This window comes from Shewanella frigidimarina NCIMB 400, assembly GCF_000014705.1.
In the GTDB taxonomy this organism is placed as follows: domain Bacteria; phylum Pseudomonadota; class Gammaproteobacteria; order Enterobacterales; family Shewanellaceae; genus Shewanella; species Shewanella frigidimarina.
Genome location: NC_008345.1, coordinates 141,504 through 154,071, shown reverse-complemented (window position 1 = coordinate 154,071; position 12,568 = coordinate 141,504). Strand labels below are relative to the sequence as shown.

Below are 12,568 nucleotides of genomic sequence, written 5' to 3'. Positions count from 1 at the left end.
CCTATACGCCAGTAATTAAATTGACTACTCGTAACAATATAGCATCTAATCCCCAAAGGATTAATGCCATTACTGCAGTAGCTGCAAGTACTATAAAGGTAGTGTTTAGCGCCTCTTGGCGAGTTGGCCAAACGACTTTACGCACTTCAATATGGGCTTCTCTAGCAAAAGATTGTGCCTGCTTACCCTTGCTTGTCTGCAGTGCAATGATGCCTGCAATAGCGAAGGCAATAATTACCCCAGCAACACGAGCTACAACATTAGCGTCTGCATAAAATTGATTGCCTATAACAGCAGTAGCAATTAGCAATGCAGCTATGCCCCACTTAACGATATCCAAAGAATTACTCTGGTTTTCAGTATTTGTTGTCATCGGTTAATTCCGTTACTCACTACGACCTGGGCTTAGCTTGGTAAACAACATATTTACCAAATCCGCATTTCCGAACTTTCCCAGAAAATGCATAAGCACAGGGTCAAAAATCGGCCATAGATTGTATTCTTATTCAGCTTTGTTCGCAACAATACAGGCAAAGTAAGATTAACAAATCAATCAAAAAATCGTTTTTTGTTACTAACTTCACCCTAAAAATAAAAAAGGAAGCCTAGGCTTCCTTTTTTAGTGTTCACTAAAGTCGCTATTACGCGATAATTTTAGCTACAACACCTGCACCAACTGTACGGCCACCTTCACGGATAGCGAAACGTAAACCGTCGTCCATCGCGATTGGGTAAATCAGAGTAACGACCATCTTGATGTTATCACCAGGCATAACCATTTCTACGCCTTCTGGTAACTCAATTGTGCCTGTTACGTCTGTTGTACGGAAGAAGAATTGTGGACGGTAGCCTTTGAAGAATGGAGTATGACGTCCGCCTTCTTCTTTTGACAACACGTAAACTTCTGATTCGAAAGTTGTGTGTGGGTTAATTGAACCAGGCTTAGCTAGTACTTGACCACGTTCAACGTCATCACGCTTAGTACCACGTAATAACACACCACAGTTTTCGCCAGCACGACCTTCGTCAAGTAGCTTGCGGAACATTTCTACACCAGTACAAGTTGTTTTAGTTGTTGGACGAACACCAACAATTTCAACTTCGTCTGATACGCGAACGATACCACGTTCAACACGACCTGTTACCACTGTACCACGACCTGAAATCGAGAATACGTCTTCGATTGGTAGTAGGAATGGCTTATCGATGTCACGAGCTGGTTCTGGAATATAAGTATCTAGGGCTTCTGCAAGCTCAAGAATTTTAGCTTCCCACTCTGGCTGGCCTTCTAGTGCCTTAAGAGCTGAACCTTGAATTACTGGTAAATCATCACCTGGGAAGTCGTATTCTGAAAGAAGCTCACGCACTTCCATTTCTACTAATTCTAGTAATTCTTCGTCATCTACCATGTCACACTTGTTCATGAATACGATGATGAAAGGTACGCCTACTTGACGAGAAAGCAGGATGTGCTCACGAGTCTGTGGCATTGGGCCATCTGTAGCAGCAACTACTAAGATTGCGCCGTCCATCTGTGCAGCACCGGTAATCATGTTTTTAACATAATCCGCGTGACCTGGACAATCTACGTGTGCGTAGTGACGGATTGGTGTGTCATATTCGATGTGAGAAGTATTAATGGTAATACCGCGCTCACGCTCTTCTGGAGCGTTATCGATTTGAGCGAAGTTTTTAACTTCACCACCATAAGTTTTAGACAAAACGGCAGAGATTGCTGCTGTTAAAGTTGTTTTACCATGGTCAACGTGACCGATGGTGCCCACGTTCACATGGGGCTTGTTACGTTCAAATTTAGCTTTTGCCATGGTATTGCCTCAGTCCAATTATCTTGGTGATGAAAACACATATAGTAAAAATCCGATGCATAGAAATGACATCGAATCGATTATTTAGGGTTAGGAAGTTTATTCATGACATGGTGGTGTTGATAGGCAGATTCGTACTGCCGACCTCACCCTCATCAAGGGTGCGCTCTACCAACTGAGCCATATCAGCGAACAAATTTGGAGCGGATGGCGGGAATCGAACCCGCGTTATCAGCTTGGAAGGCTGGAGTAATACCATTATACGACATCCGCGCAACCTATTTTAGGCTACCTAACTACCTAGAAAGTGGTGGAGGGAGAAGGATTCGAACCTTCGAAGGCTGAGCCGTCAGATTTACAGTCTGATCCCTTTGGCCACTCGGGAACCCCTCCAGAAAAATGGTGCCGGCACCAAGAGTCGAACTCGGGACCTACTGATTACAAGTCAGTTGCTCTACCAACTGAGCTATGCCGGCGTGTCATTTCGGGTTCGGATATTAGGTAAATGTGCCTCGGAGTGCAATAGGAAAATGATAAAAAACCAAAAAAAAGTTTCAAATGACGTTTTTTTACACTCGTTTCACTTAAAAAGTGTGATTTGTAGGCAAATGTAATGGGGGATGAAGACAAATGAGCCGCAGACTATTGTCGCCATTTATTCGATAGTGTAATGTGCCTGACCAACCTAGAGGAATGGTTATGAATCCAATTAACTCAATACAAGATGCACTCTACTTTGCTTTTCAGCGCAAGCATTGGGCTGAATTACGCAAATCAGTGCCGCTTACATTGAGCCAGGCAGAATTAGAAAATCTGCGTGGTATGAATGAAAAGCTGTCTTTAGATGAAGTCACTGACATTTACCTTCCTCTCAGCCGTTTACTGAATTTATTTGTCGGCTCAAAACAGCAGCGTGGGCTTGTTCTTGATAAGTTTCTGGAGCAAAAAGCTTCCCCAGGTCCTTATATTATTAGTATCGCAGGAAGTGTCGCCGTGGGTAAGAGCACTACAGCGCGTATATTACAAACGTTATTGCAACGTTGGCCTGAGCATCCTAAAGTTGATTTAGTTACCACAGATGGCTTTTTGTATCCTCTTGCAGACCTTAAACGTAAAGGGTTACTCCAACGTAAAGGTTTTCCTGAAAGTTACGACATGAAAATGTTGGTTGAATTCATTTCGGCAGTTAAAGCTGGGCAAAAAGAGATTCTTGCACCGCTTTATTCGCATGTTACATACGATAGATGTCACGATGAACATCAAGCCATCCGTCAGCCCGATATTTTAATTTTAGAAGGGCTAAATGTGCTGCAAACGGGTTTGGATACGCCTATCGATACAAGAAGGCCGTTTGTATCAGATTTTGTTGATTTCTCGATTTACGTTGATGCTGATGAGTCATTATTGAAAGAGTGGTATAAACAGCGTTTTTTACAATTTAGGAAAGGCGCATTTAGTGATCCAAACTCATTCTTTCATCACTATTCATGTCTAACTGATGATGAAGCTAATACTATTGCTGCAAATATTTGGGATACGATTAACGGCCCCAATTTATCACTCAACATTCAACCAACGCGTGAACGGGCAAACCTCATCTTACAAAAAGGCCCAAACCACTTAATGGACCGAGTTTTACTTAGAAAATAACAATATATGAGCCTATTGCAGGCTCATTTCTAGCATCTACATTACTGCTCGCAGGCTAATTTCACCGCCAAGATAACGTGTAACCCCTTGCTCGTTTTCAAGTAACAAAGCCCCTTGCTCGTCAATACCTCGACAGATACCGTTAACAGAATTAGGTGCCATTAGTAGTGATACTTCACGGCCAATAAATAAATCAAATTTATTCCAACGATCAAGGAAAGCCTCCAACCCTTTCTGCTCAAACAGCTGTAAATCAGCCTTAAGGGTTTTGTGTAGTTTAATTAATAGCTCCGTTTTATCAGGCATATTCACCAAACCAGATAGATCGTTCCATGGCTGGTCTATTAGCTCCCCCTGCTCTACAGACATACTCATATTAATCCCAAAACCAATGACTAATTCTGTTTTCTGAGCTGACGAATTGCTGACCTCAACTAAAATCCCAGCCAATTTTTTATGATCAAGGTAGATATCATTTGGCCATTTCAGTCCCAACCCCTCAACTCCAAAGTCAGCTAAAGATTTAACAATAGAACAACCTACAACTAAACTTAAACCACTGGCATGACTAATATCATTATTTAAACGCCAAAACATGGAAGCATAAATATGATGAGCATAAGGAGACAACCATTGACGCCCTCTTCGACCTCGACCAGCGGATTGATATTCAGCAATGCAAATATCACCCGATTTTAATTCTGAGGCATGTCCAAGCATAAAAGCATTAGTGCTGGTCGTTTCATCAAAATAAAAACAACGGCCATCAATTCCATTAACAAGATGAGACTCATTTACCAACGACACTGGATTTGCTAATTTATAGCCTCTTCCTTTCACACTATAAATTTCGATACCATAATCTTTTAATGCATCTATATGCTGATTAATTGCTGCACGAGTAAGCGACAAGGATTGCGCAATTACCTCACCAGAAACAAAACGCTCATGATGCAAACATGCTAATATTTGCCGTTTACGCGACCAATGCTCATTCATTTTACTTCTATCTCCCCAACTGAGCCCATAATCCTAGGCTCTGGTTGTAATGTGACCGCAAATTTATCAAAAACAGTCTGAATTATGTGTTTCGCTAATTGGCATACTTGGTCACCAGTTGCTTGGCCTAGATTAACCAACACCAAAGCTTGATCTTGATGAACAGCTGCACCACCGATATTAATTCCTTTCAAACCGGCATGCTCGATTAGCCAACCTGCTGCAAGCTTATAATGGTCATCAACCTGGCGGTAACCCACTAAGTCTTCGTAACGATTTTTAAGTGAATGATAATCTACTACTGATACAACAGGGTTTTTGAAGAAACTCCCTACATTACCTAATACTTTAGGATCGGGAAGCTTGGATTGACGTACATGGCAAACACAATCAAATACCTGTTGTGCAGTAACATCCATAGCATCAAAGTGTTGTAATGGCCCGTAATTTACCACTGGTTCCCACTTCTTAGGCAGCTTTAGAGTCACTTCAGTAATGACGGCTAAGTTTTTAAGTTGTTGTTTAAAAATGGATTCGCGATAGCCAAATTCACATTGTTGATTATCATAATGTACTAAGTCACCCGTATCGAGTTGTAAAAATTCAATCTTGTGACAGAAACGATTAAACTCAACACCATAAGCACCTATATTTTGTATTGGCGCAGCACCTACGGTTCCGGGGATCAGAGCCATATTTTCTAAACCATAAATATGTTTAGTTAAGCAATATTCAACTAATTGATGCCAATTTTCACCAGCTTGAATAGTGAGATAATAATAATCATCAACTTCATTAATCGTAATGCCCTTCGTGCTAACTTTAACTACGGTTCCCTGAAAATCGTCAGTAAATACTACGTTACTGCCTCCTCCGAGGATGAGCATACTTTGCTGTTGTTGATACAGCATAAGGCTTGTCTTTATTAGCTCATCTTTGTTAGTCACTTCAACTAAAGAGTCGCAATGCTGGTTAAGACCAAATGTGTTTAATGAAGTAAGCGAAATAGGCATAAATAGAAAAGCATCAAATTCAAAAAATATATCGCTATTGTAGCAGGGAATAGCTAACAAATTAGCATGATTACACTAAAAACATATCAATGAAAAAGCTGTATACGTCAACTATTCTGATAACTTTAGTGACACCGATGACTCATATGTAGGTTGGATATAATACCATTTACATTAAATATGTGATCTAATTGCTCGTCATTTCCTTACTTCAGTATCGATGAATAATCTCAATCTTGCAGCATTAGTTAAATCTGAGAAACGCGCACGTAAACGTATGCGTTATCTCGCCTTACTTCATTTTACCGAAGGTCATTCTCGTACTGCTATAGCCAACATGCTGAAGGTCAGTAGAACCAGTGTAAATACTTGGGTTACTCATTATTTAACTCATGGCATTAGCGGCCTAGATGATAAACATAATCCAGGTAGACCCGCTCAACTATCGGCGAAACAACTGGTAAATCTGAAAGAATTTGTACAACGTCAAAGCTTGTCTGAGAGTGGCGGAAGATTGATGGCAAGAGATGTCAGTCTTTTTATTCAGTCTGAATTTGGGGTGACCTTTAAACAGGCAAATATCTACAGATTACTGCATCAATTAGGATTGTCATGGATAACGACCCGCTCTCGACACCCAAAACAATCTCAAGATATTCAGGACGCTTTTAAAAAACTTCCAGCTGTCAACGATCCTTAACACCCCTGGTCATGTGGCGTTAGATCGCATTGATGTTTGGTTTCAAGATGAAGCTAGATTTGGTCAGCAAAATACCACGACCCGCATTTGGGCAACGAAAGGAACCCGACCACGAGCGGTAAGGCAACAACAGTTCGAATCAGCATATTTATATGGTGCGGTGTGTCCTGCAACGGGCACGACAGAGGCTATGATTGCCCCGCATGCCAACAGTGAATATATGTGGGAGCATTTAACATTAATTTCAGAGGCAACCGAATCGGGTCGCCATGCTTTGGTCATCATGGATGGTGCAGGTTGGCATCAACAAGATCTGACTGAGGACTTTGATAACCTTAGTATCCTTAAGCTTCCGCCCTATTCGCCAGAACTCAACCCTATAGAACAAGTGTGGCAATGGCTTCGTCAGAATGAACTCGCAAATCGTTGCTTTAGTGGATATGACGATATTGTTGAGCAGTGTTCCATTGCATGGAATCGATTTATTGCAGAGCCGGAAAGGGTGATTCAACTATGTTCTAGACGGTGGACAAAATTGACCAATTAATTAATGTAAATGGTATTATACGTTAGCTCGCCTTTTTCTACTTGACTAACAACCGCTAATTTAAAGCCTAACGTGTAATCTCGTTGAGTACGTTTTATATTGATTGATACTGAAGGTTTCATAGATAAGTCTCCAATGTGTCAACTTATCTCAGGACGGGACAATGACAGACGTAAAAAAGCCCGCTACATAATAGCGGGCTGTTTCACGACTCTTGCAAGTCAATTAGGCGCCTGGAAATGACCTACTCTCGCATGGGGAGACCCCACACTACCATCGGCGATACTGTGTTTCACTTCTGAGTTCGGAATGGGATCAGGTGGTGCCACAGCTCTATGGTTTCCAGACAAATTTGTTTATCTAACGCACTAATTCTTCATTAGGCATTAAATAATAATTCGGAAAGCTGATTGCTTTTACTCTTATTAAGAGTCTTGAGTTCACACTGTTTAAGCGCCTCATTCTAACACTAAGGTTAGTAAAACCCATCTGGGTTGTATGGTTAAGCCTCACGGGTCATTAGTACAAGTTAGCTCAACGCCTCACAACGCTTACACACCTTGCCTATCAACGTAGTAGTCTCCTACGGCCCTTTAGAGAGCTTAAAGCTCTAGGGATGACTCATCTTAGGGCTCGCTTCCCGCTTAGATGCTTTCAGCGGTTATCGATTCCGAACGTAGCTACCGGGCAATGCCATTGGCATGACAACCCGAACACCAGCGGTTCGTCCACTCCGGTCCTCTCGTACTAGGAGCAGCTCCCTTCAATCATCCAACGCCCACGGCAGATAGGGACCGAACTGTCTCACGACGTTCTGAACCCAGCTCGCGTACCACTTTAAATGGCGAACAGCCATACCCTTGGGACCGACTTCAGCCCCAGGATGTGATGAGCCGACATCGAGGTGCCAAACACCGCCGTCGATATGAACTCTTGGGCGGTATCAGCCTGTTATCCCCGGAGTACCTTTTATCCGTTGAGCGATGGCCCTTCCATTCAGAACCACCGGATCACTATGACCTACTTTCGTACCTGCTCGACGTGTATGTCTCGCAGTTAAGCTGGCTTATGCCATTGCACTAACCGTACGATGTCCGACCGTACTTAGCCAACCTTCGTGCTCCTCCGTTACTCTTTGGGAGGAGACCGCCCCAGTCAAACTACCCACCAGGCACTGTCCTCAACCCCGATAAGGGGCCAGAGTTAGAACATCAAAACTACAAGGGTGGTATTTCAAGATTGACTCCACTCAGACTAGCGTCCAAGCTTCAAAGTCTCCCACCTATCCTACACATGTAGGTTCAATGTTCAGTGCCAAGCTATAGTAAAGGTTCACGGGGTCTTTCCGTCTAGCCGCGGGTATACGGCATCTTCACCGCAATTTCAACTTCACTGAGTCTCGGCTGGAGACAGCGTGGCCATCATTACGCCATTCGTGCAGGTCGGAACTTACCCGACAAGGAATTTCGCTACCTTAGGACCGTTATAGTTACGGCCGCCGTTTACCGGGGCTTCGATCATGAGCTTCTCCGAAGATAACCCAATCAATTAACCTTCCGGCACCGGGCAGGCGTCACACCGTATACGTCATCTTGCGATTTTGCACAGTGCTGTGTTTTTGATAAACAGTTGCAGCCACCTGGTATCTGCGACTGCCGTCAGCTTAGGGAGCAAGTCCCATCACCAACAGCAGCGTACCTTCTCCCGAAGTTACGGTACCATTTTGCCTAGTTCCTTCAGCCGAGTTCTCTCAAGCGCCTTGGTATTCTCTACCCGACCACCTGTGTCGGTTTGGGGTACGATTCCCACTAACCTGAAGCTTAGAAGATTTTCCTGGAAGCATGGCATCAACTACTTCATCACCGTAGTGACTCGTCATCAGCTCTCAGCCTGTACATTAAAGTACGATTTCCCGGATTTGCCTAAGAAATCAACCTACCACCTTAAACGCGGACTACCAACGCCGCGCTAGCCTAGCCTTCTCCGTCTCTCCATCGCAGTTAGCGGAAGTACAGAAATATTAATCTGTTTCCCATCGATTACGCCTTTCGGCCTCACCTTAGGGGTCGACTCACCCTGCCCCGATTAACGTTGGACAGGAACCCTTGGTCTTCCGGCGAGGGAGTTTTTCACTCCCTTTATCGTTACTCATGTCAGCATTCGCACTTCTGATACGTCCAGTGTGGGTTACCCCTTCACCTTCAACCGCTTACAGAACGCTCCTCTACCGCGCACTTCTAATGAAATGCACCCGTAGCTTCGGTGGTATGTTTAGCCCCGTTAAATCTTCCGCGCAGGCCGACTCGACTAGTGAGCTATTACGCTTTCTTTAAATGATGGCTGCTTCTAAGCCAACATCCTAGCTGTCTAAGCCTTCCCACATCGTTTCCCACTTAACATACACTTTGGGACCTTAGCTGACGGTCTGGGTTGTTTCCCTTTTGACAACGGACGTTAGCACCCGCTGTCTGTCTCCCGAGTAGTACTCATTGGTATTCGGAGTTTGCAAAGGGTTGGTAAGTCGGGATGACCCCCTAGCCTTAACAGTGCTCTACCCCCAATGGTATTCGCTCGAGGCGCTACCTAAATAGCTTTCGAGGAGAACCAGATATCTCCGAGTTTGATTGGCCTTTCACCCCCAGCCACAAGTCATCCGCTCATTTTTCAACATAAGTCGGTTCGGTCCTCCAGTTGATGTTACTCAACCTTCAACCTGCCCATGGCTAGATCACTCGGTTTCGGGTCTACACCTTGCAACTAAACGCGCAGTTAACACTCGGTTTCCCTACGGCTCCGCTATTCGCTTAACCTCGCTACAAAATGTAAGTCGCTGACCCATTATACAAAAGGTACGCAGTCACGGTCTCAAGAACCGCTCCCACTGCTTGTACGTATACGGTTTCAGGTTCTATTTCACTCCCCTCACAGGGGTTCTTTTCGCCTTTCCCTCACGGTACTGGTTCACTATCGGTCAGTCAGGAGTATTTAGCCTTGGAGGATGGTCCCCCCATATTCAAACAGGATGTCACGTGTCCCGCCTTACTCGTTTTCATCTATGGTTAGTTTTCATGTACGGGGCTATCACCCTGTGCCGCTGTGCTTTCCAACACATTCCACTAACACCCCATAGACTTAAGGGCTAATCCCCGTTCGCTCGCCGCTACTAGGGGAATCTCGGTTGATTTCTTTTCCTCCGGGTACTTAGATGTTTCAGTTCCCCGGGTTTGCCTCACAACACTATGTATTCATGTTGTGATACATGCTTATGCATGTGGGTTTCCCCATTCGGATATCGTTAGCTCAAATGCTTATTACTAGCTCGCCAACGCTTTTCGCAAGTTATTACGTCCTTCATCGCCTCTGACTGCCAAGGCATCCACCGTATACGCTTGGTCACTTAACCATACAACCCAAATGAGTTTCACACCTTGAATTAACAAGAGAAGAGCTCTGGGTCATATCATGACCAGCTGGTTTTTACTTGTCTCACCTCCAGGGTAGGAAGTGGACTCGCCTTAGTTTTTTAGAATATTCAAGACACTTAAACAGTGTTTTGAGAACTCAAGTGTTAATGCTTTCGCATTAACGTTTTTCGCACTAACGTAATCACACAAACGACAACGAATCATCATTCATGCGCCTTTAGTTAGTACTATCAGCTTTCCAAATTGTTAAAGAGCGGGCTTAAAAAAGCCAAAGATAAAATTTCGTTTATCTTTGGCATCTCTTACCAATTGTATGTAATGGTGGAGCTATGCGGGATCGAACCGCAGACCTCCTGCGTGCAAGGCAGGCGCTCTCCCAGCTGAGCTATAACCCCTTTACATACAGTTTGAGATTTTACGTTCACCTTCAATGAAGGTCTTACCAAAAATTTTGGCTTGCCAATCGTTTCTAATCAAGGCGGTTGATAGCGACGTTTAGTTTACTAAACGAGTTATCATCCAACGCAGAGTAGGAAAGATTGGTGGGTCAGAGTGGACTTGAACCACCGACCTCACCCTTATCAGGGGTGCGCTCTAACCAGCTGAGCTACAGACCCAACGTAATTTCTCTTTCTTTCTATCAAGTAATCTGTGTGAACACTCACATGCATCTCTGCACTTTAGGTATTGAGTTAGTCGTATAGGTAAGGAGGTGATCCAGCCCCAGGTTCCCCTAGGGCTACCTTGTTACGACTTCACCCCAGTCATGAACCACAAAGTGGTGAGCGTTCTCCCGAAGGTTAAACTACCCACTTCTTTTGCAGCCCACTCCCATGGTGTGACGGGCGGTGTGTACAAGGCCCGGGAACGTATTCACCGTGGCATTCTGATCCACGATTACTAGCGATTCCGACTTCACGGAGTCGAGTTGCAGACTCCGATCCGGACTACGACGTACTTTGTGAGATTAGCTCCACCTCGCGGCTTTGCAACCCTCTGTATACGCCATTGTAGCACGTGTGTAGCCCTACTCGTAAGGGCCATGATGACTTGACGTCGTCCCCACCTTCCTCCGGTTTATCACCGGCAGTCTCCCTAGAGTTCCCACCATTACGTGCTGGCAAATAAGGATAGGGGTTGCGCTCGTTGCGGGACTTAACCCAACATTTCACAACACGAGCTGACGACAGCCATGCAGCACCTGTCTCACAGTTCCCGAAGGCACAAGTCCATCTCTGGTCTCTTCTGTGGATGTCAAGAGTAGGTAAGGTTCTTCGCGTTGCATCGAATTAAACCACATGCTCCACCGCTTGTGCGGGCCCCCGTCAATTCATTTGAGTTTTAACCTTGCGGCCGTACTCCCCAGGCGGTCTACTTAATGCGTTAGCTTGGGAGCCCAGTGACTAAGTCACCAAACTCCGAGTAGACATCGTTTACGGCGTGGACTACCAGGGTATCTAATCCTGTTTGCTCCCCACGCTTTCGTGCATGAGCGTCAGTCTTTGTCCAGGGGGCCGCCTTCGCCACCGGTATTCCTCCAGATATCTACGCATTTCACCGCTACACCTGGAATTCTACCCCCCTCTACAAGACTCTAGTTCGCCAGTTCCAAATGCAATTCCCAGGTTGAGCCCGGGGATTTCACATCTGGCTTAACAAACCGCCTGCGCACGCTTTACGCCCAGTAATTCCGATTAACGCTCGGACCCTCCGTATTACCGCGGCTGCTGGCACGGAGTTAGCCGGTCCTTCTTCTGTAGGTAACGTCACAGTAATAGTTTATTAAACTATTACCTTTCCTCCCTACTGAAAGTGCTTTACAACCCGAAGGCCTTCTTCACACACGCGGCATGGCTGCATCAGGGTTTCCCCCATTGTGCAATATTCCCCACTGCTGCCTCCCGTAGGAGTCTGGGCCGTGTCTCAGTCCCAGTGTGGCTGATCATCCTCTCAGAACAGCTAGGGATCGTCGCCTTGGTGAGCCATTACCTCACCAACTAGCTAATCCCACCTAGGTTCATCCAATCGCGGAAGGCCCGAAGGTCCCCTCCTTTCCCCCGTAGGGCGTATGCGGTATTAGCAGTCGTTTCCAACTGTTATCCCCCTCGACTGGGCAGATCCCTAGGCATTACTCACCCGTCCGCCGCTCGTCACCTCAGAAGCAAGCTCCCTTGTGTTACCGCTCGACTTGCATGTGTTAGGCCTGCCGCCAGCGTTCAATCTGAGCCATGATCAAACTCTTCAATTAAAGTTTTTTGAAACCCGAAGGTTTCGGCTCAATGAATTCTGATTTCATTAATTAGACTCGGAAGAATCTAATTAATGTTTGTACATATTACTATGAACATTCATTGTTGCATTGAGTTTAAATTTTTTGATTGCCAACATTCCGAAGAACAGAAGACAAT

General features: G+C 44.9%; 7 protein-coding genes, 6 tRNA genes and 3 rRNA genes. 2 read left to right on the top strand and 14 right to left on the bottom strand.

Going from position 1 to position 12,568, the window contains the following annotated elements; genetic code table 11:
* Position 1 precedes the first annotated feature (1 nt).
* The 6 genes from secE to SFRI_RS00705 form a co-directional block, all read right to left on the bottom strand.
* Positions 2-373 carry a preprotein translocase subunit SecE gene (gene secE, locus SFRI_RS00730; protein WP_011635627.1) on the bottom strand — a complete coding sequence of 124 codons (372 nt, stop codon included), beginning with the start codon at positions 371-373 and terminating at the stop codon, positions 2-4.
* A 268-nt stretch (positions 374-641) separates the two neighbouring features.
* Complete coding sequence (gene tuf / locus SFRI_RS00725) at positions 642-1,826, bottom strand: elongation factor Tu (RefSeq protein WP_011635626.1); 1,185 nt, start codon at positions 1,824-1,826, stop codon at positions 642-644.
* A gap of 114 nt (positions 1,827-1,940) precedes the next feature.
* Positions 1,941-2,016, bottom strand: a tRNA-Ile gene (locus tag SFRI_RS00720).
* Between the two features lie 9 nt (positions 2,017-2,025).
* Positions 2,026-2,099, bottom strand: a tRNA-Gly gene (locus SFRI_RS00715).
* A gap of 35 nt (positions 2,100-2,134) precedes the next feature.
* A tRNA-Tyr gene (locus SFRI_RS00710) sits at positions 2,135-2,219 on the bottom strand.
* Between the two features lie 7 nt (positions 2,220-2,226).
* Positions 2,227-2,302, bottom strand: a tRNA-Thr gene (locus tag SFRI_RS00705).
* 223 nt (positions 2,303-2,525) lie between these two features.
* Here SFRI_RS00705 and coaA point away from each other — a divergent pair.
* Positions 2,526-3,476, top strand: coding sequence for a type I pantothenate kinase (gene coaA / locus SFRI_RS00700; RefSeq protein ID WP_011635625.1), 951 nt, complete (start codon positions 2,526-2,528; stop codon positions 3,474-3,476).
* Between the two features lie 36 nt (positions 3,477-3,512).
* On the opposite strand, the gene birA is transcribed toward coaA, so the two are convergent.
* The gene (gene birA / locus SFRI_RS00695; protein WP_011635624.1) at positions 3,513-4,475 is read right to left on the bottom strand and encodes a bifunctional biotin--[acetyl-CoA-carboxylase] ligase/biotin operon repressor BirA; all 963 of its coding nucleotides are present in this window, start codon (positions 4,473-4,475) and stop codon (positions 3,513-3,515) included.
* Complete coding sequence (murB, locus tag SFRI_RS00690; RefSeq protein WP_011635623.1) at positions 4,472-5,488, bottom strand: UDP-N-acetylmuramate dehydrogenase; 1,017 nt, start codon at positions 5,486-5,488, stop codon at positions 4,472-4,474. Before murB ends, birA begins: the two co-directional genes overlap by 4 nt.
* A gap of 220 nt (positions 5,489-5,708) precedes the next feature.
* Here murB and SFRI_RS21145 point away from each other — a divergent pair.
* Positions 5,709-6,735 (top strand): IS630-like element ISShfr2 family transposase gene (locus SFRI_RS21145; RefSeq protein WP_076611686.1). Its coding sequence is split into 2 segments (ribosomal slippage): positions 5,709-6,164 and positions 6,166-6,735, totalling 1,026 coding nucleotides; the frame shifts between segments, so codons are not numbered across the junction.
* Here the strand turns inward: SFRI_RS21145 and SFRI_RS21705 are convergent.
* From SFRI_RS21705 to SFRI_RS00655, 6 genes are all read right to left on the bottom strand, one after another.
* Positions 6,732-6,857: a hypothetical protein gene (locus SFRI_RS21705; protein WP_011635620.1), complete on the bottom strand. Its 126-nt coding sequence runs from the start codon at positions 6,855-6,857 to the stop codon at positions 6,732-6,734. The genes SFRI_RS21145 and SFRI_RS21705 overlap by 4 nt on opposite strands.
* 109 nt (positions 6,858-6,966) lie before the next feature.
* A 5S ribosomal RNA gene (gene rrf, locus SFRI_RS00675) occupies positions 6,967-7,082 on the bottom strand.
* A 151-nt stretch (positions 7,083-7,233) separates the two neighbouring features.
* A 23S ribosomal RNA gene (locus SFRI_RS00670) occupies positions 7,234-10,138 on the bottom strand.
* Positions 10,139-10,479: 341 nt separating this feature from the next.
* A tRNA-Ala gene (locus SFRI_RS00665) sits at positions 10,480-10,555 on the bottom strand.
* Between the two features lie 145 nt (positions 10,556-10,700).
* A tRNA-Ile gene (locus SFRI_RS00660) sits at positions 10,701-10,777 on the bottom strand.
* A gap of 88 nt (positions 10,778-10,865) precedes the next feature.
* A 16S ribosomal RNA gene (locus tag SFRI_RS00655) occupies positions 10,866-12,408 on the bottom strand.
* The 16S, 23S and 5S rRNA genes sit together here with 2 tRNA genes alongside, the layout of an rRNA operon.
* Positions 12,409-12,568: the final 160 nt, after the last annotated feature.